General features: G+C 52.7%; 19 protein-coding genes. 9 read left to right on the plus strand and 10 right to left on the minus strand.

Going from position 1 to position 23,204, the window contains the following annotated elements:
- Nucleotides 1–20 precede the first annotated feature (20 nt).
- From MT343_RS16490 to MT343_RS16510, 5 genes are all read right to left on the minus strand, one after another.
- Nucleotides 21–566: a cytochrome c oxidase assembly protein gene (locus MT343_RS16490; protein ID WP_145466558.1), complete on the minus strand. Its 546-nt coding sequence runs from the start codon at nt 564–566 to the stop codon at nt 21–23.
- A 2-nt stretch (nt 567–568) separates the two neighbouring features.
- Entirely contained in the window at nt 569–2,182 is a 1,614-nt protein-coding gene (ctaD, locus tag MT343_RS16495; protein WP_145466559.1) for a cytochrome c oxidase subunit I, read from the minus strand.
- Nucleotides 2,183–2,245: 63 nt separating this feature from the next.
- Complete coding sequence (gene coxB / locus MT343_RS16500) at nt 2,246–3,334, minus strand: cytochrome c oxidase subunit II (RefSeq protein ID WP_371736701.1); 1,089 nt, start codon at nt 3,332–3,334, stop codon at nt 2,246–2,248.
- A 578-nt stretch (nt 3,335–3,912) separates the two neighbouring features.
- Complete coding sequence (locus MT343_RS16505; RefSeq protein WP_145466561.1) at nt 3,913–4,971, minus strand: isopenicillin N synthase family dioxygenase; 1,059 nt, start codon at nt 4,969–4,971, stop codon at nt 3,913–3,915.
- 137 nt (nt 4,972–5,108) lie between these two features.
- Nucleotides 5,109–6,155: an ABC transporter substrate-binding protein gene (locus MT343_RS16510; protein WP_145466562.1), complete on the minus strand. Its 1,047-nt coding sequence runs from the start codon at nt 6,153–6,155 to the stop codon at nt 5,109–5,111.
- Between the two features lie 670 nt (nt 6,156–6,825).
- Here MT343_RS16510 and MT343_RS16515 point away from each other — a divergent pair.
- From MT343_RS16515 to MT343_RS16525, 3 genes are all read left to right on the plus strand, one after another.
- Entirely contained in the window at nt 6,826–8,232 is a 1,407-nt protein-coding gene (locus MT343_RS16515) for an amidohydrolase family protein (protein WP_145466563.1), read from the plus strand.
- 129 nt (nt 8,233–8,361) lie between these two features.
- Complete coding sequence (locus MT343_RS16520; protein ID WP_145466564.1) at nt 8,362–8,955, plus strand: class I SAM-dependent DNA methyltransferase; 594 nt, start codon at nt 8,362–8,364, stop codon at nt 8,953–8,955.
- 184 nt (nt 8,956–9,139) lie between these two features.
- Nucleotides 9,140–9,862 (plus strand): hypothetical protein, encoded by a 723-nt coding sequence (locus tag MT343_RS16525; protein ID WP_145466565.1) that lies wholly within the window; start codon nt 9,140–9,142, stop codon nt 9,860–9,862.
- A 2-nt stretch (nt 9,863–9,864) separates the two neighbouring features.
- On the opposite strand, the gene MT343_RS16530 is transcribed toward MT343_RS16525, so the two are convergent.
- Together MT343_RS16530 and ansA are read right to left on the minus strand one after the other, a co-directional pair.
- On the minus strand, nt 9,865–10,239 hold the full coding sequence (locus tag MT343_RS16530; RefSeq protein WP_145466566.1) for a hypothetical protein: 375 nt from the start codon (nt 10,237–10,239) through the stop codon (nt 9,865–9,867).
- 46 nt (nt 10,240–10,285) lie between these two features.
- Nucleotides 10,286–11,320 (minus strand): asparaginase, encoded by a 1,035-nt coding sequence (gene ansA, locus MT343_RS16535; protein WP_145466567.1) that lies wholly within the window; start codon nt 11,318–11,320, stop codon nt 10,286–10,288.
- Nucleotides 11,321–11,386: 66 nt separating this feature from the next.
- On the opposite strand from ansA, the gene MT343_RS16540 reads away from it, so the two are divergent.
- Entirely contained in the window at nt 11,387–11,965 is a 579-nt protein-coding gene (locus MT343_RS16540; RefSeq protein ID WP_145466568.1) for an NnrU family protein, read from the plus strand.
- A 40-nt stretch (nt 11,966–12,005) separates the two neighbouring features.
- Here the strand turns inward: MT343_RS16540 and MT343_RS16545 are convergent, their stop codons facing one another.
- A complete protein-coding gene (locus MT343_RS16545) occupies nt 12,006–12,344 on the minus strand; it encodes a winged helix-turn-helix transcriptional regulator (RefSeq protein ID WP_145466569.1) in 339 nt (112 codons plus the stop codon).
- 110 nt (nt 12,345–12,454) lie between these two features.
- Here MT343_RS16545 and MT343_RS16550 point away from each other — a divergent pair, with 110 nt between their 5' ends.
- From MT343_RS16550 to MT343_RS16560, 3 genes are all read left to right on the plus strand, one after another.
- Nucleotides 12,455–13,039 carry an NAD(P)H-dependent oxidoreductase gene (locus MT343_RS16550; protein ID WP_145466570.1) on the plus strand — a complete coding sequence of 195 codons (585 nt, stop codon included), beginning with the start codon at nt 12,455–12,457 and terminating at the stop codon, nt 13,037–13,039.
- A gap of 79 nt (nt 13,040–13,118) precedes the next feature.
- Nucleotides 13,119–14,645 (plus strand): protein adenylyltransferase SelO, encoded by a 1,527-nt coding sequence (locus MT343_RS16555; protein ID WP_145466571.1) that lies wholly within the window; start codon nt 13,119–13,121, stop codon nt 14,643–14,645.
- 11 nt (nt 14,646–14,656) lie between these two features.
- On the plus strand, nt 14,657–15,940 hold the full coding sequence (locus MT343_RS16560; RefSeq protein ID WP_145466572.1) for an MgtC/SapB family protein: 1,284 nt from the start codon (nt 14,657–14,659) through the stop codon (nt 15,938–15,940).
- 768 nt (nt 15,941–16,708) lie between these two features.
- Here the strand turns inward: MT343_RS16560 and MT343_RS16565 are convergent.
- Nucleotides 16,709–19,492, minus strand: coding sequence for an ImpA family metalloprotease (locus MT343_RS16565; RefSeq protein ID WP_145466573.1), 2,784 nt, complete (start codon nt 19,490–19,492; stop codon nt 16,709–16,711).
- Nucleotides 19,493–19,895: 403 nt separating this feature from the next.
- On the opposite strand from MT343_RS16565, the gene MT343_RS16570 reads away from it, so the two are divergent.
- Nucleotides 19,896–20,960 carry a hypothetical protein gene (locus tag MT343_RS16570; protein ID WP_145466574.1) on the plus strand — a complete coding sequence of 355 codons (1,065 nt, stop codon included), beginning with the start codon at nt 19,896–19,898 and terminating at the stop codon, nt 20,958–20,960.
- A 22-nt stretch (nt 20,961–20,982) separates the two neighbouring features.
- Nucleotides 20,983–22,047 carry a hypothetical protein gene (locus tag MT343_RS16575; protein WP_222428441.1) on the plus strand — a complete coding sequence of 355 codons (1,065 nt, stop codon included), beginning with the start codon at nt 20,983–20,985 and terminating at the stop codon, nt 22,045–22,047.
- A gap of 65 nt (nt 22,048–22,112) precedes the next feature.
- Here the strand turns inward: MT343_RS16575 and MT343_RS16580 are convergent, their stop codons facing one another.
- Nucleotides 22,113–23,069 (minus strand): NADP-dependent oxidoreductase, encoded by a 957-nt coding sequence (locus MT343_RS16580; RefSeq protein ID WP_145466575.1) that lies wholly within the window; start codon nt 23,067–23,069, stop codon nt 22,113–22,115.
- Nucleotides 23,070–23,204 lie beyond the last annotated feature (135 nt).

The raw sequence follows: 23,204 nt of genomic DNA on the forward strand, positions 1-23,204 counted from the left end.
GCAACCTCCCGGTCCTGATTTCAGGGGCCAGTTTGCGGATACAGGGTATAGGCCAGCGTCAGCCGGTGCAGATCTTCGGGTAAATCCGATCGGATCTGAAAGACCACCGGCACTTCCAGGCTTTCTCCGGCAGCCAGCTGCTGGTCGTTAAAACAAAAACACTCGAGTTTCAGAAAATAATTTGAGGCCTCCGCCGGACTGAGACTGGGCACGGCCCGCGCCCGCCCTGTCGTACTGCCCAGATTCTGCATACGGAACCACATCTGATGAATCTCTCCCGGATGTACCGCTTTATGGCTCAGCGTTGCAGAAAAATGCCAATCCATTCCCGCAGCAGTGCGGGTAATCATCTGTACCTCAATATTGCGTTGCTGGTCGATGCCCGTAGATTGCAATACCCGGGCAGAATTAACGCCTTTGCCATTAAGACCTGTCAGTTCGCAGAACACATCGTAAAGTGGCACCAGTGCGATGGTAAAAGCCACACTGCCTGCCAGCATCAGCAACAACCACCACAGGGTACGGCGTACGCCCTGTTGCTGACGGTTTAAAGGCAGGCTGTTCATGCTTATGCCCGTCCTGGCGAATCACGTTCCGGAATAAATTCCGGTGGCGTGGAAAAGGTATGCAGCGGTGCCGGACTGGGCACCTGCCATTCAAGCCCTTCTGCACCTTCCCAGGCTTTATCCGGTGCCGGCTTGCCACCACGCACGCAACGCACCACAACCCAGATCAGCAATAACTGCGAAATACCGAACAGGAAACCACCAATGGAAGACAGCAAATTAAAATCAGCAAACTGCAGGGCGTAATCCGGAATGCGCCGCGGCATACCCGCCAGTCCGGAAAAGTGCATCGGGAAGAAGGTTAAATTCACACCAATTACCGACAGCCAGAAATGCCAGCGCCCGAGGGTTTCGTCCGGGTAGAACCCGGTCCACTTCGGCAGCCAGTAATAGACACCGGCAATAATAGCGAAGACCGCGCCGGGAACCAGCACATAATGGAAATGTGCCACCACGAAATAGGTATCGTGATACTGATAATCCGCCGGCACTATCGCCAGCATCACACCGGATAAACCGCCAATCGTAAATTGCACAATAAAGGCGAGGGTAAACAGCATGGGGACTTCAAAACTGATAGAACCATGGAATAACGTGGCCACCCAGTTAAATACTTTTACCCCGGTCGGTACCGCAATCAGCATGGTCGCGTACATAAAAAACAGTTGCGCCGCCAAAGGCAGTCCCACGGTAAACATATGGTGTGCCCAGACCACGAACGACAGAATGGCAATGGATGCGGTGGCATAAACCATAGAGCGGTAACCAAATAAACGCTTACGGGCAAAGGTCGGTACGATCATAGAAGCGATGCCAAAAGCCGGAAGAATCATGATGTACACTTCCGGATGGCCAAAAAACCAGAACAGATGCTGGAACAGTACCGGATCACCGCCACCGGCAGCATTAAAGAAACTGGTGCCGAAATTAATATCCAGCAGCATCATGGTTACCACACCGGCCAGCACCGGCATCACCGCCAGTAATAAAAAGGCGGTGATCAGCCAGGTCCAGACAAAGAGTGGCATATCCATCAGTTTCATCGCCGGAGTACGCATATTCAGAATAGTGGCTATGATATTGATGGCCCCCAGAATGGAGCTGATACCAGCCAGATGGATCGACAGAATAAAAAAGTTAGTCGATGGCGGTGCGTATGTTGTCGACAGCGGCGCATAAAAAGTCCAGCCAAAATTCGGGCCGCCACCTTCCATAAACAGGCTCGACAACAGTAACGAGAACGCCAGCGGCAGTAACCAGAAAGAGAAGTTATTCAGACGTGGCAAGGCCATATCCGGCGCACCGATCTGCAACGGCACCATCCAGTTAGCCAGCCCGACAAAGGCCGGCATCACCGCACCAAACACCATGATCAGACCGTGCATAGTGGTCATCTGATTAAAAAATTCCGGCTGTACCAGTTGTAAACCCGGCTGAAAAAGTTCAGCACGGATGACCAGCGCCATAGTGCCGCCAATAAAAAACATGGTCAGGGAAAAAATCAGGTACAGGGTGCCGATTTCTTTGTGATTGGTTGTCAGCAACCAGCGTTTAAGTCCACTGAGCTGTGGCGCATGGGCGTGCTCTGTTGCGCTGCTGTAACTGTTGCTCGTCATGACTCACCTCATCAGTGTTCCATCTTTTTTATACCGCGTATCGGCCTGCGTGTTATCTGCGGATTATTCCGTTGGTTTAAGCTTCTGTTTTATCTCGGCGGGTTGCACAACATCACCGGTGTTATTACCAAAGGCGTTGCGTTCATAGGTAATTACGGCAGCAAGATCGGCGGCCGATAACGTACTGCCGAAGGCCGCCATTGCAGTACCCGACTTGCCGTAAAGTACCCGCTCGATATGCGTGTCGCGGCCTTCCGCGGTTATCGCAACCTGACTGCCGGCCAGTGCCGGAAATGCCGGAGGAATACCTTGCCCGTTAACCATATGACAGGCAGCACAATAAGTGTTGTAAACCGTTTCGCCCTGAGCCATCAGTTCAGGTAACGTCCAGTCCCGTTCATTACCGGCGGCTTTTTCTGCAGCCTGCTGTTTTTGTTCACTCAGCCAGAGCCGGTAGTCTTCTTTGCTTACGGCTTTAACCGTAACGGGCATAAAGCCGTGCAGACGACCACAGAGTTCGGTGCACTGCCCACGGTAAATTCCGGGTTCGTCTATTCTGGTCCAGTTTTCATTCACGAAACCGGGAATTGCATCTTTTTTAACGGCCAGTTGTGGCACCCACCAGGAATGAATTACATCGTTTGAGGTCAGCAGCAGACGGATTTTGGTATCGACCGGTAACACCAGCGGCTGATCAACTTCCAGCAGGTAGTTCTCGCCTTTCTGCTCACGGCCATCGATCTGCTCAGGCGGAGTCGCTAAGTTGGAAAAGAAGCTGATGTCTTCCCCTAAATATTCATAATGCCAGCGCCACTGATGACCGGTGATCATCACGTCCATTTCTGCTTCGCTGGTATCGTAAATTTTCCGCAGAGTGGCCGTTGCCGGAATCGCCATCACCACCAGAATAACCAGCGGAATCGCCGTCCAGAGGATTTCTACCAGAGTGTTTTCGTGGAAGTGAGCAGCCTTTGCGCCCTTGCTTTTACGGTAGCGGATCAGTGACCAGAACATCACGCCGAACACAACAACGGCAATTACCACACAGATCCAGAAGATGATCATATGCAGCGAATACACTTCGCGGCTCATATGGGTAACGCCAACGGGAAGATTAAGATTGCTGTCGCCGTAAAGATTTTTGGCCAGCAACGGATGACTGAAAAAGACGACAGGTATCCATAACACGGCATGCCAAATCCGGTTGAGCCAGACTCCCGTCATAACCACCTCCGCCACAACATCCATTTATACAGGGCCGGTCACACGTTGCTGCTGTTATTGATTTCTGGTGCAGCAAGGCGCGACCAGTCCCTCGTTGTTTTTTATACAGTAAAGACGTTAAGCCGAAATAAGCTCAATAAGACAAAATACGCTGCAGGCTGATATTTCGCCCGGATTAATAACCATTGGCGCTAAATAAGGCTTGGTTATCTAGATTCATTCTATGACGTTTCCGGCCAACTTATTCAGCCGGAGAAAAACCTGAGTAAAATCATCGGATTAATATACAGACTGGATAGTAAAGAAAGTAAAGATCAGGAATAAAACTGAAGGTGGCGAAAGAATCAGAAGAGATATAAGAGAATTTATCAATCCAAAAAATTATATAGAATCCTGTCATAACCGACATGCAGAGCGCCTGGATTTATGACAAGTCTATTAAGAACGACAATCAGGAGACAGGTATCCGGCCACTCAACGGCCGGATATTTTACAGCGGCAGAAGGTTATTTCTGCGCTTCAGCAGCCTGAACGGCAGCAAAGTTGGCGTTAATGCGCTGCAGCAGATAGTCACGGGCGGAAATCGCTTCGTACTTTTTCTCCGGCCCCTGGATCATTACATCCTTATTGGCCTGACAGAAAAACGCCATACTGTAACGCGGCCCACGGGCTTCATCGGGTTTTGGCATACGCACCCGGTGCAGGGTTGATTTCAGCTTGTCATCACTCCAGCGCATCAGCATATCGCCGATATTGCAGGTAATGATGTCATCCTGTGGAATCACGCTGGTCCATTCCTGATTCTGCAGCGCTTCTTTGCCCGGACAAACCTGCAGGCCGCCCTGCCCGGTTTTCTGAAAGACCATGGTCAGGCAGTCAAAATCGGTATGGGCACCGGCACGCCAGATGCCCGCCTCGGCAACCGCACCCTCAGCCAGCGGTAAATAATGCAGCAGCCGCAACGTGCTCTGATATTCGGCCGAGTCGCGGCGATGAGCCTGAGTAAAAAAGTCCTGAGCAAATCCCAGTTTCTCGGCAAAGCAGGATAAAACCTGCATACCCAGCTGCCAGGAGCGCTGTTCAAAATCAAGAATCACCCGCTGAAATTCAGGCACCAGCGTCTGATCCGGCCACAGATTATCCATATGTGGCAGCGTAACCTGATACGACTCTTTCTGATCGGCGGTGCCGGTCGATGGGCGAACCTGCGCCATAAATTCCCAGCCGGCGTTCAGACCATCCTTTAACGGAAAGCGGGCTTTGTCTTCTGCACTTAACGCAAAAAACTGCTCCGACAGCGCAAAAGCCTCGCGCACTTTTTCAACATCGATACCGTGATTAATCAGCTGAAAAAAACCAGTATCCGTTGCTGCCAGCCACAGCTGTTCACGAATTTCAGCACGGCGGATTTCAAAATCAGTTAAATCAATGAGCGGAATGGTGCGTTCATTATTCTCCAGCCCCATACCACCGATGGTACGTTCAAAATTCAGTTCCTGAAGACCATAACGGCTGTCAGTTGTCGTGATTGTATTGCTGGTTGAATTATTGATTACGTTATTCATATTTGATTATCCAGAGTCAGTTAACTGCAGCAAACGGCGGAATATTCCGCTGTCTGCGCAGAGACCATGGAGCAATGCCGGGACAGCATGAGCAAAAAGCTTGCTGTCCTGCTGCTTATACTCCAGATTAAAATTGTTTATTCAGCACTGCTGAGGCTGGTTTCCGGGATAAAACCCCGCTTAATTGCCTGCTCAGGATCAAAACTGTTGATATCCAGCCCCTGTGCTTTGGCCGTCCAGCTCCAGGTTGTTGCCAGCCGTTCGGTATCAAACTGCCCGAGCCCGGCCTTCTTACTGGCATCGTTATAGACCAGGCCATTAATTGAGCGAATGGTTGCTTCCGCCACCACGGCATCCACTTCTGGTACTGCAGCCTTAACCGCAGCCGCACTTTCTGCCGGATGTTTAAAGGTAAAATCAATGGCCTTGGCATAGGCTTTTATAAAGCGCTTAGCAACATCCGGACGCTCCTGTAAAAAGCGCTCGGAGGCAATCAGGGCGGTGGAATAAAATTCCAGCCCAGCGTCGTACCAGGGCAGTACATTCAGGGTTTTTCCGGCCTCTTTTGCCTGAGCTTTATAGACTTCGGCATCGGTAATCCAGGAAATCACCACATCGGTGTTTCCGGTCAGCAGCATCGGATTCAGCGCTCCCGGATCGGCTTTCAGTAACTTGATGGAAGTTTCATCCACCTTATTAACATCCAGCAGTAACGGCAGAAACACATTGGATGAGGTAAAAGGCGAAGTGGCTATTTTTTTACCGGCAACATCGGCGACGCTGTTAATACCGGAATCGCTGCGTACATAAAACGCATGTGGTGCTTCGGAAAATACCGAATAAACCGCCGAAACCGGAACCTCTTCCGCCGCTTTTGCCTGCAATAAAGCCACCAGATCCGATAAACCAATATCCGCATTGCCGGTTGCCAGCTTGGTAATGGCATCGTGGGAGCCACGCCCCTGTGCAACCTTAACGTCCAGTCCCTGCTCCGCAAAGAAGCCCTGCTGCAGACCAACATAAACCGGCGCTTTATCGCCACCCGGCAACCAGTCCAGCTGAAAGCTGACCTTATCTGCCGCCAGCGCTGTCATGCTGGTTAACGATAAAGCCAGCCCCAGCAGCGGTAACAGGCGCTGCCGTACAGTCGGGGATTTAATAGGATTATTCACTGTTTTTTTCATCGTTCACTCCTGAGTATGAGAGCAAACAGCCACTGCTGCTTGCCGGACCGATCAGGCAGTTATCGATGGAGAAGATGTAACGCCGGGGGCGGGCAGAAAAGAAAAGGCGTGATCATGCTGAGTATCTGCGTAATCGTTATTGGCTGAGTACAATTATCCGGACTTAACCTGCAGACTTTTTTTATTACTACTGTCGTCATCGCCACTGTCTTCACTGCGCCGGCAGCCCTGCGTCCGTCTTCGTCCACAGATAACTATCCGCCGTACAGTGAGCAATGACCCGTGGATTGACGTTGTCTTCAACCCCTGACTGCTTCTACTCAAAACATGTACAAAATATTTTTAGCAACCGTTGTGCCAACCGTCCTTATCGCGTGAATACTGAGGTTAAGCGCAAAGCCCGCGCCGGATTTGCACCAAAGACAGGCAACAAAAAGACGGATGCTTTATTTATGCGCACAAAAATGAAACATCCTGATATAAAAAAATGAACAGAAAAATCTCATAAAAAAAGTTGGAAAAGCACAGGGATTGCGATAATTTTAACCGGGTAATAAAACCATTCTGTTAAAAATTTAAAAAACGTTGCCGTAAAAGTTTCAAGAGTATAAGCGGTCAGGACAGGCATCAGCCTCCGGGACATTGCTCTTTGCAGTTTAAAGGAGCCCTAATGAATACCCTGATCCGTAATGCCCGCGCTATTTTCTTTGCGCCCGACTCATCCTCCCCGAATACAGCTCATACCGCTGCTGGCAATAAAAGCCAGCAGGCCGCAGGCGATATCCGTATCCGCGATGGCCTTATCTGTGAAATCGGCACACAGCTGCTGCCCGCAGATGACGAACAGATTATTGATGCCACCGGCTGTGTGGTCTGGCCGGGGCTGGTGAATACCCACCACCATCTGGCGCAGTCGGTTTTAAAAGGTGTGCCCGAAGGTTTAAATCAGGCGTTAGGCGATTGGCTGGGGTCAGTGCCCTATCGTTTCTGGCCGAAAATTTCACCGCAATTAATGTATCACGCCGCGCGTCTCGGTCTTTATGAGTTGCTGCGCTCTGGCGCAACCACCTGTGCCGATCACCATTATCTGTACCATGCCGGCTCCAGCCCGGAAGTGGAAGACGCGGTATGGGCCGCGGCCGACGAGTTAGGAATCCGTTTGGTACTTTGCCGTGGCAGCGCCACCGTACAGGGCAGCCATAAAGGTATGCTTAAACACGGTATTCAGCCGGAAAATGTTGAGCTGGTGATGCAGCGGATGGAGCGCAGCTACCGGCAATATCATCAGGCCGGCGATAACGCCATGCGCCGCTTAGTTGTTGCTCCCACCAGCCTGGTACATTCCGCCACAGCCGATGATTTACGCACGCTGGCGGCCTGGGCACGGGAGCGGCAATTAAAACTGCACTCGCATTTACTGGAGGTCAGTTTCGACGATATTCAGGCGCAGGAAAAATATGGCCAGCGCGCCATCGATTACGCCGCCCGCTGCGACTGGTTAGGGAACGATGTGTGGTTCGCGCATCTGGTCAAAAGCGACGAATACACCATTCAGCAACTGGCCGCCAGCGATACCGGCATTGCCCATTGCCCGACCTCCAACTGTCGTCTCGGCAGCGGTATTGCTCCGGCGCTGGCAATGGAGAATGCAGGAATGAACATCACCCTCGGCGTGGACGGCTCAGCATCGGCCGAATCCGGCTCTATGATTCAGGAGCTGAATCTCGCCTGGCTTTTACACCGCGCCGTTAACGGTGCCGATGCGACTCATGCCGAACAGATTATCCGCTGGGGCAGTCATAACGGTGCGCAATTATTAGGGCTGAATAACTGTGGCGATATTGCCGTCGGCAAAGCCGCCGATCTGGTGCTGTACGATATCGGCTCGCCGCGTTTTGCCGGGGTACACAGCGAAGTGATTGCACCACTGCTATGTGCAGAACCGGTGAGCGTAAAGTATTCGCTGATTAATGGCCGCATGGTGGTAAACAACGGTCAGGTCTGCGGCCTTGATGAGGCCGAACTGGTCGCCGAAGTCCGCGCCGGTGTGGCCGATTTACTGCGCAGTGCGGGTTAACCGTTCTTGACTGCCAGGCTGCTCTTCAGGTTCCGCAGGGCAGCCTTTTAATAGGTGATTACTGACTTGTGAAAACCATCCGCACACTCTACCCTGCATTCATCTGATGATTAACGCGGGAATAACAGCATGAGTGAGTGGGATGCATATGCAGATCAATGGGATAGCGATGAGCGTGTTATCCATTATTCGCAGCAGGCTTATCAATCTCTTACTCAGGCAATAAACTGCGACGGCCTGACCATACTGGACTTCGGTTGTGGCACCGGCCGCTTAACCGAACTCCTGCATCCACAGGCCAAACGTATTGTCGCCGTTGATTCTTCCGAAAAAATGATCGGTGTTCTCGCCGCTAAAAACCTGCCCAAAGCAGAACCTCTGGCCATCGGCCTGAACAGCAGCAACAGCCAGCCGATGCACAACACATTCGATCTGATTGTTGCATCGTCCGTCTGTGCTTTTCTGCCGGATTATCAGGCCAGCCTTGTACTGTTCAGGCAGCTGCTGAAACCACAGGGATACTTTGTGCAATGGGACTGGCAGAAAGAAGCCGGAGATCCGGCACCAGGATTTACTGCAGAAGAAATACAGGCCGCGTTCGATCAGTGTTTATTCAAAACCATCAGCCTGCAACAGGCTTTCACCATGCAACAGGGCGAAGATGAAGTGCCGGTCATTATGGGTATTGCACAAAAGCGCGACCAGACAGGGGGATGCCTGTAACTGCTAATTGCAGTAATCAGTACCTCTGCACCCCACCTTCAGATTATACTCAGTCACCTGAATATAATAATGACAAGCCATGATGGCGTATGACTGATCGGAAGGAAAACCGTTGAATACCGTAAAGCTCCCTGTTGTATCTATTATAAAAGAAGCATCACTTTTGCCATTCAGGCATTTCCCCATGCTGCTGAGAGCAGGGTTACCTTTGCTTATCGTTGCTGGTATTGCAGGCCTGCTCAGCCCTTATATGCCGCCGGAAAAAAATACCGCATTATTCATGATTACGGCTCTGTCTGTTGCTCTTATTATTCTGACCAGTCTTATCGCCGCGATTATCGGTTGTCACCGTATATTTTTGCTGGACAACAATGATGTGATGAACACCCGCTTTTTCCCGTTAAGCGGTCAGGAACCGTATTATATTGGCTGGGCTATTCTGATCGCACTCTGCTGTGCATTAGTCAACATGCCACTGTCGATCGTTCTCGCCCCGATCATGGGAACATTCGCAACGGCAGCGAAAGATTCCGCTAATACGATACCGTTAATGTTCATTATTTTTGCCGTTACGCAATTGCCTCTTTATTACCTTGCCTCACGCTGGTCACTGGCGTTACCTGCAGCAGCCGTTGGTTTGCGCGGCAAAGGGCTCAGCTGGGCCTGGCAATTATCGGCCGGAAACGGCTGGCGCCTGCTGCTGTTGACGGGCTTTCTGCCATTACTGATTAATCTGTCGCACACCTTGCTGCCCAGCTACGATTCTGTTGCTTATACTCTTTTGCAATTTGCACTCTGGTTGCTGCTCGGTGCAATTCAGGTGGGGTTGTTATCGCTGAGTTTTTCTTATTTGTATAAACATCGCGAAGCGCAGGTAGCCAGCACCGGCGACCCGGCTCTGCGCTGAATTTACAGAATGCCAGCCTGCGCGCGGATAAACTCAAGCTCCGGGCTTAAACGCACAATGGTATTAAATTGTGCGCTGGTGATACTGTCCATCGCGCCGCAATCGCAGGCCCAGAACCAGGCCTGCTGATAGACCTCATCTTCCAGCAGTGGCAGCAAGCCACGCTCGGCACGGGCCTGATCCAGCGGGTAAGGCCCACTGAACTGAAAACGGTAGGCCGCACGGGCAAAGGCCAGCGGCATATAATCGGCCCAGCATTCTGCGCTCTGTGAATTTAAGCCGGTTTTTGCCAGTAATTGCAGGCAGTGATCACGATCATTTGCTTCGGCAAGAATCGCGGCCAGCTCAATCAGGGTTGGATGAGGTAAGTCAGTCATCACGTTCTCCGTTTACTGCTGTTTATTCAGGCTCTTTTATGTTCTTTTATTTTGCTGCGCTGAGCTCACCACAGAGTGGCACTTCCATTAAACGCCGGGCTTCGCTGATTACATGACTGCGTTCTCCGGGAGCACTTAATAATACGTGCAGCTTGGTCAGCGTTGCTTCCAGTGTCATATCAGCGGCCGATACAAAACCGGCTTCGCGCAGGGCATGCCCCCCGGCATAGCTGTCCATATCCACCCGCCCGCTTAAACACTGACTGTGATTAACCAGCACCACGCCACGCTCGCTGGTCTGTTTAAACGCTGCCATTAAGGCTGGATTTTGCGGTGCATTACCGCTGCCAAATGTCTGCAGAATAACGCCATCCAGTGGTTGTTCCAGCAGGCGTTGCAACAGCGAAAAATCGATCCCCGGATACAGGGTTACCACCGCCACCGCCGCACTTTTCAGGGCGTTAAATTGTGGTAGTTTATTATGCAGCGGACGCAATTCCGGCAGGCCGGCTTCGATACTGATTCCGGCATGCAGCAACGCATTGCAGTTGGGTGAATCAAAGGCATCAAAGCCCTGACTGTTTATTTTGGTCGCCCGGTTACCACGCAATAACCGGTGATGAAAAAACAGGCCCACTTCGGCACGCGGATAATGCGCGGCAATATAGAGCGCGTTGAGTAAATTATCGTGGCCGTCGGAGCGTGGCTCGCACAGCGGAATCTGTGAACCGGTCACAATCACCGGCTTGCCCAGATCGGGCAACATAAAGGACAGGACTGAGGCGGTATAGGCCATGGTGTCAGTGCCGTGCAGCACAACAAAGCCATCGAAACGGTCGTAATGGGCAAGAATATCGGCAGCAATCTGCATCCATTGCGCCGGCGTCATATCCGATGAGTCGAGCAGCGGCTGGTATTCATGCAGCTCAAATTCCGGCATTTCGTCACGGCTGAATTCTGCCAGGCTGCGGATTTTATCTTCCAGAAAGCCGGCCAGCGGCTGAAAACCACGCTCAGTACGGGCCATGCCAATAGTGCCGCCGGTGTAGGCGATGTAAATGCGTTTGCGTGCTGACGTCATACAGAACTTTTATCCGCGCTGATATGCCTGCATGATGGCACAAACATAATGAATTGAGGAATGACCATGACGTTATTGCTGGCCGGACTACTGCTGTTTATCGGCGGACACTGTACCAACCTGATCGCGCCGCAATGGCGTAACGCCATGGTCAGCCGTCTGGGGCTGCTGCCGTGGAAGGGGCTGTATTCTGTGGTCGCCATCGGCGGCTTTATTTTGCTGGTGATTGGTTACGGCGAAGCCCGTATGAACCCGACCTGGCTGTGGACACCACCGCTATGGACACGCCATCTGGCGGCACTGATCACCCTGCCCGCCTTTATTCTGCTGTTTGCCAGCCAGATTCCCGGCAACCGTTTGCAGGTTAAGCTCGGCCATCCGATGTATCTGGGCATCAAGCTCTGGGCCTTTGCCCATTTAATCGCCAATGGCGGTCTGCACGATCTGGTGTTGTTCGGTGCTTTCTTAATCTGGGCTATTGCCGGATTTGCGGTATCCCGTCGCCGTGACCGTATCGCCGGGGTGAAGAAAGAGTATAAAGGGGCGGTACGCGACGTACTGACGCTGGTTGTGGGTATCGGCGCCTGGGTTGCCTTTGCCCTGTGGCTGCATGGCATGCTGATTGGCGTGAAGCCGTTTGGTTAAATAATCTTTCTCCGTTTTACTGCGCATCACCTGACAGCGATTATTGATTCTGAACAGCAGTCAGGTGCTGCATCCCCCAGCCGCGTAATGCCTGTATGACCGACTCCAGAGTACGGCCGTACTCTGTCAGGCTGTACTCCACCCGTGGCGGCACTTCGGCATAAACCGTGCGCGAAATCAGCTGGCAAGCCTCCAGCTCCCGTAACTGCCGGGTCAGCATTCGTTGGGTAATGTCCGGCATAATCCGGCGTAATTCATTGAAACGATGTGTTCCATCCAGCAGGTGATAAAGAATTACGCCTTTCCATTTGCCACCAATCAGCTCAAGAGTCGCTTCTACCGGGCAACCGAGGTTGCAATCATAGTCTGAGTGGTTCATTTCATATCGTCCAAGGGTATACAAAAGGGTACTGAGTATCAGAAATGTGCATTCTTATGCGCACGATTTTCATCGTCTAAGATCGCCGGACATTCACAAAGAGACACATAATGAAAACCTTAATGATCCTGGCACATTCCAATATTCAGAACTCGCTTGCCAATAAAATAATTGCTGACCAGATCGGCCAGCTGGCGGATACCGAAGTGCGTAATCTCGGCCAGCTTTATCCGGATTTTCAGATCGATATTGCTGCAGAACAACAGGCATTACTGCAGGCCGATCTGATTATCTTCCAGTATCCGTTTCATTGGTACAGCGTACCGGGAATTTTAAAGGAATGGATGGACCGTGTATTTCTTTTTGGCTTTGCCTATGGCCCGGACAGTCAGTTGCGTGGCAAAAACTTACTGGTATCAACCACCATCGGCGGTCCACTGAACAGCTATGCAGCCGGTGGCCATAACCACTTCACCACTCAGGAGCTGCTGCGTCCGCTGGAACAAAGCGCGAACTTTACCGGCATGGTCTTCCTGCCGCCGCTGATTTCCCACGATATGGTGTATAAAACCGGTGGCGATAACAGCCGTGAAGATATTACACAAAGAGCCCATGAACATGCAGAGCGGTTGTGCAGACTGATTCAACAAAAGTCAGCCAGCTTTATGCAACAGGGCGCGCCTTCTGCGGCCTGAAGCGCTGGCAAGACGGTCGCTGCCGGAATATCCTAGGGTCTGAACAGCCCCTAACACACTTATTTATTCCGGAAGCGCCGTGTCTATTTCCCTGCAAATACCGTTCAGCAATGCCTACGCCGCTCTGCCCGATCGTTTTTACGCACGGGTGCTGCCAACGCCGGTCAAAAATCCGGCGTTAATCCGTTTTAACAGCGCTCTCGCGCAGGAATTAGGCATAGAGTTTCATGCCGCCAGCACCAGCGACAACAACAGTGACAACGAACTGGCACAGATATTTTCCGGCAATCAAATTCCCGACAACGCCGCCCCTCTGGCGATGGCTTACAGCGGCCATCAGTTTGGGCAGTTAAACCCGCAATTAGGGGATGGCCGCGCTATTCTGCTCGGCGACCTGCTCGATATTCGGGGTCTGCGCCGTGATATTCAGTTAAAAGGCAGTGGCCGCACGCCATTTTCGCGCAGCGGCGATGGCCGCTCTCCGCTGGGGCCTGTGCTGCGTGAATATATTCTGTGCGAAGCCATGCACGCATTAGGTGTACCCACCACCCGTGCACTGGCTGCGGTCAGCAGTGGCGAATGGGTGATACGCGACGGGCGCGAACCCGGAGCGGTATTTACCCGCGTTGCCGCCAGCCATATCCGTGTCGGCACCTTTCAGTATTTTGCCCTGCGCCGCGACGGCGAGGCCGTTAAACAATTAGCCGACCATGTACTGGCCCGTCATTATCCGCACATTAACAGCAACGACGACGATGCCTATCTGCAATTATTCGAAGCCATTTGCCGCAAGCAGGCCGAATTAATTGCCCAGTGGATGCAGCTCGGTTTTATTCATGGCGTTATGAATACCGATAATATGACCGTCAGTGGTGAAGCCATCGATTATGGCCCCTGCGCCTTTATGGATGCCTATCACCCGGAAACGGTATTCAGCTCCATCGACCGCCATGGCCGTTACGCTTATCAGAATCAGCCAGCCATCGGCCAGTGGAATTTAGCGCGGCTGGCAGAAACGCTGCTGCCGTTATTTAACGACGACGAGAAAACTGCGGTCGAAAAAGCCACCGCCATTCTGCAGGATTTTGCCTTATGGCAACAACAGGCCTGGCTTGAACATATGCGCGAAAAAGTGGGTTTTTCCGCACTGAAAAACAGTGATCAGGCACTGATTGAAAACCTGCTGGCACTGCTGGCCGAAGGACGTATCGACTATACGCTGTTTTTCCGCCGTTTAAGCGACTGCAGTCAGCCAGACAATGAACGCCAGGCGTTACTGCAATTACTGAATCTGCCGGAATGCCGCAGCAGCGCAGCACTGGTGCAGAATATTAACAACTGGCTGGACGACTGGCAGCAGCAATTAATTCAGCGTGGCGACAGCGATAGCGCCGGGCAACGTATGCTGAATAAAAATCCGGTGTATATTGCGCGCAACCACCGCGTTGCCGAAGCCATTGCCGCTGCTGAAGAAGGTGATTTTTCGGTCTTTGAACAACTGTTGCAGGTACTGGCCGAGCCATACCGCAGCAAGGCAGAATATGCCGACTATGAACAACCGCCAAAGCCGGATGAAAAAGTGTTACGCACCTTCTGCGGCACCTGAGGAAAACTGACATGGATTTATCGGTATTTGTGAATGGCCATGCCCAGACAGCATTTCAGTTATTCATTGCTTTATCTCTGGGTGCGTTAATCGGGCTGCAACGTGGCTGGGTATCACGCGAACAGGAAGCCGGCGCACGGGTTGCCGGTATCCGTACCCATACGCTGACCGCTCTGACCGGCTGTATCAGCGTGCTGTTGTCAGAAAGTATTTCGCCCTGGTTTTTACCGGCAATGCTGCTGGTAATGGCTGCTCTGGCCATCAGCGGTTACCGTACTTATGCCGCCAATCATCAGAACGTCAGCATTACCGGTGTGGTGGGTTTATTACTGACCTTCTGTTTTGGTGCCATGGTGGCCGCAGGTCAAACCGTGATCGCTGCTATGGCGGCCGTGGTTACCACCATTATTCTCGATAACAAAAGCGAGATTCACAGCGCCCTGCGCAAATTACGCGAAAACGAACTGGATGCCGCGCTGCAATTATTGCTGATTTCTGTGGTGATGCTGCCACTGCTGCCGGATAAAGGCTTTGGCCCCGGTGGCGTGATCAATCCGTATGAAATCTGGTGGATGGTGGTACTGATCGCCTCGATTTCTTTTGTTGGCTATTTTTCGGTACGCATTCTTGGTGAGCGCCGTGGCCTGCTGTTTACCAGTCTGTTCGCCGGTTTAAGCTCATCAACCGCACTCACACTGCATTTCTCACGCCTTGCCCGCTCATCACCGGCCAATGCACCGTTATTAACGGCCGGTATTCTGCTGGCCTGCGGCACCATGTTTCCGCGCATTTTACTTTACTGTCTGGTGATTAACCGTGAGCTAATCACCCTGCTCTGGCTGCCGGTATTACTGATGACCCTGTCTTTATATCTGCCCGCCATTGTGATGAATCTGCGTCATACAAAAACCAACGTCAGCCATCCTGATCTGGCCAAAAATCCGCTGGAATTAAGATCGGCTTTAATTCTGGGTGGCCTGCTGGTCATTATTTTATTACTGACCGAATGGCTGCAGCAGGAAATGGGCAGCACCGGGGTTTATCTGCTGGCGGCGATTTCCGGCATTACCGATGTTGATGCCATCAGCCTGAGTTTATCGCGTATGTCACTCGGCGACAGCCTGACGCTGACCGTCGCAGCCACCGGTATTCTGATTGCGGTCACTGTTAATAATTTATTTAAGGCAGGCCTTGCTATGGTTATCGGCAAACCGGCGCTGGGCATCCGCGTCAGCCTGGCAATGCTTTTATCTCTGATCATTGGCGCTCTGAGCCTTTGGCTTATGGCGCCCTGAATCTGCAGGGCATACAGCAGGAAAACATCCATAAAAAAACCGGCCTGTTGGCCACTACTGTCCCACAGTTTTTAATCAGCACCGCAGCTGGCAAAAACTGTATTTTTTAACATCCAGGCCCAATGCCTCCCAGGGGAACTTATCCCCTTGCCGGCGGGCCGACCCCAGCTTCGCGCTTTCTGGACCGTCACCCTTGAAACCTTGATATTTACTGGCCGCGTGCCTCATCGGCCATCCATGGCCGGAGCCGCTTGTCCGCATCCCTGCGGACAGACCAGAAATATCATCGGTTTCTGCGGCGGCCCCAGAGGCGCAGAAAACCATCACCGCGATTCCGCTTTTCAAATCAAACGTATTCTTTTAAGTCTCCTGTCTCAAACACGGTTTCCTTTGAAATTCGGCTGAGCGGATTGCTTAAACCGGCGATCGTGCGGCGCCAGACAACCAGATGATTCTGCGGCCTTCAGAGCAAAACCCTGCCCCGGAACGATACAAATTATGGGTGTTTTAAAGCGTCGTTCCGGGGCGAATTGTTTTGCGTGCCGCATAATCATTGCAGTTGGCTGGATGAAGCCGGACGCGCCGAAAAGAGAGGATCGTAAGGAGATACCTCTCCTTGCAGGGGGCCAGGGGCTTGCCCCGGAAAGGCGTTTCAGACTGAAAAATAGTCGTCAATTAATGCTGCAGTTTGGAGTGACACAATGTCACTCCAAACTGTGGGGCAGCAGTGGCCTGTTGGCCGGTTTTTATTTTATCACCCGAATGTCATTACAACGGCCAGACCGCTGCACCATCAATAGCTACCGGCGTTTTATCCAACCCTTTACAGAACTCGGCGCCGCCGGAGGCATAAAAGGTTTTGCTCATCGCCGGTAATGCCAGCGCAGCAACCTGAGCACTGGCAGCAGAGCCTGCCGGGAAGCCCCACATGGTCAGATAATCGCGCATATCCAACCCGGTGACTTTCGACAGCGCAATGTTCAGCCAGTCATTATTATTCAGGGCGCTGGCGTCACTGCGGTTAAAGTCAGAAAAACCCAGTGCCGCTTTTTTCGCTGCCCAGTTGTCATCGTTGCGCGTCGCACTCCAGAATTCGCGCTCCAGAATATGCAGACGTGGCAGCAGCATCCAGCCATCGGTTAACGTACCCTGCGCCTGGGCAGCCATCATCATCTGAATATAAATAGCTGCACCATTGCTCCAGCCATTCAGTGCCTGTTCCTGCATATAGGCAACCGGATCAGCCTGATTACGGCTGGTCTGCAGGGTATTAAACAGACTTTCAAAAGGTAATGACTGGCATTGCGGATCTTTACCTGTATCGAGGAAATAATGATATTTGCTGTGGTAAGAATAGAAGTTAGTCGATGCATGACCTTCCCAGCCGGCAAAGCGGAATTTGCCTTTTTCCAGCCCATGGCCCAGTTCATGGATATCACCATGACCGGTCGGTGAGAAGCTCCAGCCGGCATCGTAAGGATTGCCGGAGCAACCCCAGCCACAGGTTGGCTGGTCGGCGTTCATGTGTTTCACGATATCAATATTCTGCACGGTAAAATTATTGGCACTGGCAAAATCATGTATCTCGGCCACTACATCAATTCCCGGCCCTTCAAATCCGGCCAGTACATGAGGCAGGTTGGAAACATAACGCTCAGTTGCCACGGCCATATCGGCCGCTGTACCGCCCCATTCATTCATGGAAGTACGCATTTTTTCCAGCTGTGAATGCACCTCAAAACCGGCGGTGGATAATTCCGCCCAGTCAAACTCACCGGCACTCAGACGGGCTTCAAAATCGGCATTATCTTCGGCGCCGTTCCAGTATGGGTGCAGGCCAATATTCTCGACCTTAAAGCTGACGTTCTGATCATTGGCATCAAAGAAAATCTGCAGCGGCCCGCCATAAGGTGAGGTGAATTCAATGCTCTCGCCACTGGCCAGAGGAATCTGGGTGCTCTGCAGATATTTAGGGCGGTTATAACTATTATTGGTGGCAAACCAGTGCGTCGATGCAGCACGCTGGGTATTCACCGCTACGCTGGTATTTACCGGGCTATTATCGAGACGGGTTACGCGCACAGTTTTTCCGGGCAACACATACACACCGGCTGCGCGGAAATAATTTTTACTCACCAGATTAATGGTTTTACTGACCGGCGTAATATGGGAAAAATCGGTGCGGCTGAAATTACCCAGATCGGCCTGTACCGGATTCAGGCTGCGGTAGTTATACACCGACATATCCGCATAGATGGAATGCACCAGAGCGGTCGCGTCTGTTTTATCGCGGCTCATCGGAAACACAACCTGCTGACGGTAGCTGTCACCCAGCAGGGCCAGTAATTTTTCCAGGCGGTATTCATCACCGCTGGCAGCAGCAAAAATATTACGCTTTTCCCGGTCGAAGTCAGCCATCAGATTGCGTACACGGGTAGCACCGTTCATAAAATTCTGGTTAAAACCCGTTACTGTGCTGCAATCTTCTTCATCGCACTGGTTAAAATCGAACGTTATTGGCGCAGCCAGCGTGCTCAGCATTTGCTGGATGTCAGCAACATATTCTGGCAACTGATTAAAATACGGGCGCATATCCTGCGCATTCATATAATATTTTGACCAGTAGTTATCACCGCTGTACGTCACATGAAAATGCTCCAGCAGGGTTTTGCCCAGAGCATCCAGCCCGCCATCATAGTGCATATACAGCACACCGGTACCACGCGCCTGCGCCGCTTTTACCGCCGCCAGAATCTGTGGATTTAATTCTGTGCTGCCACCTACCTGAGAAATCATCAGCACATCGGTATCCGCCGTTAAGCAACCTGCCAATGCCGCTCCATCACAGCTTGCAGCCGCGTTATAACTGACAGAGCTCTGGTAATGCGCATCCAGCCAGCTGCGGGTAGCGTTACGGTCGGGGAAGTAATAGCTCTGATCCATCTGCGCAATCACCACCTTTAAAGGTGTGACCGAAAAATCACTGCGCCCGGCCAGCCAGCCGATGCTGTTTTCCAGCAGCTGATCCATTTGTGCGTTTACCGAGGCCGCATCACGCTGCTGAGTACGCATCGGATTACTGCCCAGAACCAGATAACGCTGGCCCTGCTGCTCTTCGCCAACAACAGCAAAAGCAGCACTGCCTGCTGTTGAAGAATTGCTGGCATTACTGATCAGCAGGCTGTCGTTATAACCAAATTGCGGACTTAGTTTGCCAGCGTCGTGGGTTACATCCCAATGCACCGCGGTCAGGCTTTTGCCATCGCTGCGCGCACTGCCATTGGCATTCAGTTGCAGCAGCTGCGCCTTAACCGGCTGATAGGCCGTACGTTGTGCATTAATAGTGGCTAATGCCGCATCACGCAGCTCAGCGGCAGTGACCAGCGAAGCATCGCCTTTGCTCAAAGCCTGGGTCAGCTCCGGAGTCTGATTGCTGCTCCCGCCATCATTTTCATTGCCGGAAGGGAAGCTGCCACCGGAGCCGCCACCGCAAGCGCTCAGTAGCAGAGAAAGGGAAAGCGCCAGAGTGTGTTTGTGCCGTACCTGATTCATCGTCAGCCTTTATTGTTTTATGTTGCCTGACAGGAATAATACTTTGGCATGAAATCCAATGCCGTGCGCGCTTCACAACCTGATCATATGGCCGGATAAGAGGAATCCCCGCCAGGTACTGATCCGCCGCAAATTACGCCAGCATTTTGTAATCGAATGTAGCGTTTAGTTACGGGAGTTTTCTGAGCAATATGACCTGACAGGACAACTAATGCATAAGATTCAGCAATCATGTCAAACGTGTGCTTTTCTCTCACAGAAGAAAGGTTATAGAGGAATATTCGCGCCAGACTGTCAGATGCGTCAATAGCAAACCTACACCAAAGTACCAGTCCATAATTTTTCAATCAGGCCGCCTTGCTCTAACGTGTCCGGCACAATAAAAACAACCGGAACACCTCTCATGAAAGTCTGGATACCTCTGATTGCCCTTGTTCTGTTAGTGGGCCTGTTACTGGGTCTGCGCCAACAGCCTGTGGCCATGATCAGCCAGGAATCCTTACCTGCCGTTGCCGCCAGCGTCAGCAGCGAGCCTGTGAAAGCCCCCGTGATTCAGGCTCCGCAGCCTCTGCCAGCCGCCATGCAACAAGCCATGACGCAGGTCGCCGCCGCCTATCAGGTCAGCAGCCAGTATCCGTCTTATTCCATTCCGCTGGGCAGCCAGCAAACCGAGTTGCTGCAGCCAAACGCCGGCGCTCACAGCGTACGCGACCTGAATACGGTCGGTCTGCCCGGCCAGCTGAGCATTCAGTTGTCGGCCTACCGCTACCGTCAGGAAGAACCGATAGAAGCCGACATTACCCTGTCCGGAGACGATGCGCTGTTCAGCCAGCTGAGCGGCCTGACCCTGAGCGTGCGCGATAACAACAATGCCGTGCTGCTGATGCCACAGGCCCAGATACAGAACAACAGCAACGAACAACGCCTGCAAACCCGCTTCAGCAGCAGCGACAACTGGCCGACCGAACTTAATCTGGTGGCTGAGCTGCAGCTGAGCGATGGCTCAACCCTGCGCCAGAGCGCGCCGTTTCAGGTCTTTACCGCCGTCGCCGAAATTACCGGTACCGGCACGCCCTATGTCGACGACAACGAACTGGTGATTCCGGTCGAAATTGAAAAAGCCGCCGCCGGTTACTACAAGCTCGCCGCCAGCCTGCACTATGCCGATAAAAAGCCACTGGCTTATTTACAGGGCAAAGGACGGATAGGCAGCAGCGGTACGCTGGAACTGCGCGTACACGGCTCGCTGCTGTACAACTTAGACGGCATTCAGAATTTATGGATCGGCAATCTGCAACTGCGCAAGATGCCGGAAAAACCCGGCCCTGAGGTGCAGTGGGGTTTCAGCCGCGATGATTTTTACGCGGTTAAAAACGTCGATCCCTCGCGCTTTTCACCTATTCCTTTTCAGGATGAGCAGACCTTATCGCGTCTGCAATTTCTGCAATCGCTGGGCTCACCCCAGTAATTAAAACCACAGGAGAGACTGAATGCTGACGATAAAAATAAAGATGGCAATCACCGCTGTATGTTTAACCGCAGCCACCTTGCTGAGCGCCCAGGCGCAGGCACAGATGGCTGGTAAAAATGTGATTCTGGTACACGGCTTACAGCCGTCCCAGCTGATGCGCGACAGCGTAACCCCACAGGAAGTTACCAGCGACGGTGCCAATTACTGGTCGGCGTTCTGGGGCCAGTATGCCGATGACCGCCTCGACTGGAGTTCGAAAAGCCGCCTTAACGCCGACACTGCACAACGTGCCTACAACAAGGTAATGCAGTGGGCGCGCACGGGTTTCTGCAATAACGGTTGTGTGCTGGTCACCCATTCCACCGGCGATCTGGTAACGCGCTATATGCTCGATCAGCAGGATGTCTGGACCGAAGCCGCTGGCCTGCAGCCGCTGAATATTCTCGCGGTGTTCGACTTTGCCGGTGCCGGTGGTGGTTCTGAACTGGCCGATCTGGCGCTGGATGTGGCGGGCAGCAGCAGCTGGCTGACCGCCCCTATCCGTGCCGCGGTTAACGCCTGGCTGGGTTTTACCGTAACCCCGGAAAAACTCGGCGTACTGCGTGACCTGCGTCCGGCGGTTGCCCGTCAGACCGCGATGGCACCGAACAGCGTACCACGTCTGCGTTTTGTTGGCGGTGGCAGTGAATATCTGGGCGCTACCGGCGGCTTCCTGCCGGGTACCGATGATGGCGTTGTGTCCCTGCATTCTTCCTGCGGTGGTAATGCCATTAAAGCGGTCGACAGCTGTGTGGACTACCGCGCCCTCGACGGTGAGCAGACCAGCGTCAGCGCTCCTGACGCACTCTGGTACAACCACTATCCGGTGCTGATGGGCAGCGATACCCACCACGGCGGCACCATCGGCAATCAGAGCGGCGTGCTGCTGAGCTATGTAAACAACAACCTGAATCCGGGCGTGAATGTATCTTTTGCTACCCAAACCACCACCAGCGGTTGGTGGCTGTGGAAGAGCACCTACAACACCGTACCGGGTTCGGATAACCAGACCATGTCGAATCTGGTATTCAACTCCGTTAACTAATGGTTTGCAGACAGGCTTTGCGGCCTGTCTGCTTTTTTATTTCAGGATTTCGCCGCAGACAGCCTTCAGGCAATGATGGCCGGATCAATATTCAGCACCGACTTACCCACCACCTTCTGACTTTCCAGATGACGATGCGCAGCCTGCACCTCGGCTAACGGAAATACCGAATCCAGCACCACCTTAAGTTTTCCCTCATCGGCCAGGCGGCCAAGTTCCTGCAGCTGCGCACCATCGGGGTGAACCCACATACGCTGGTAATGCACACCAGCGGCCTGCGCCTGAGCTTCGTCCATTTCATCGAAGGTGGAAATCAGGTGACCACCACGCTTAATCAGCGCTAAAGAACGCGGCAGTACGTCATTACCGCCGGTGGCAGCAAACACCAGATCAAAGGCTTCCTCAGCGGCTAACTGTTGCTCGAACGGCGCCTGGGTGTAATCAACAAAACGGTCAGCGCCCAGCGCCAGCACCAGATCACTTTTGCGTCCGGAGGCCGTGGCCGTCACATGGGCACCCACGGCTTTCGCCAGCTGTACAGCAAAGCTGCCTACACCGCCGCTGGCATTGTGAATCAGCACACGCTGACCGGCCTGCAGCTGGCCATCAACCATCATCCCCTGCCAGGCAGTAAGTCCGGCCAGAGGCAGCGCCGCCGCCTGCAGCAGAGTCAGACTGGCCGGCTTAGCAGCCAGCAGGCTGGCATCGGCCACAATGTATTCACTGTAGGTGCCCTGCAGGCTAATCGGCGTGTGCACCATCACCGCATCACCCACCTGCCAGTTCTGTACACCACTGCCCAGGGTTTCAATCACTCCGGAGGCATCCCAGCCCAGCACCAGCGGCAGCTGATGGGTATCAGTACCGGCCAGCATGCCGTTGCGGACGTGGAAATCGACCGGGTTCAGGCCTGCGGCGGCGACGCGGATCAGCACCTGACCTGCGGCCGGGGTTGGTTTGTCCAGCACAGCAGGCTGCAGGTTGGTGGCGTTTCCGTATTGGTTGATCACGATGGCTTGCATAGTCGTTCCTCATTTCTGATGTCGTTGGGCAGACACGTTGTCTGTTTGATGAGGTCATTATGCAAAGCCACTTTCATAGCGAATAATTTATTAATAACATACGAATCATTGATATTTATGATGAATTAAAGCGCA

The sequence above is a fragment of the Venatorbacter sp. C2-1 genome, from assembly GCF_022832715.1.
GTDB classification, from domain to species: Bacteria; Pseudomonadota; Gammaproteobacteria; order Pseudomonadales; family Oceanobacteraceae; genus Venatoribacter; species Venatoribacter alkanivorans.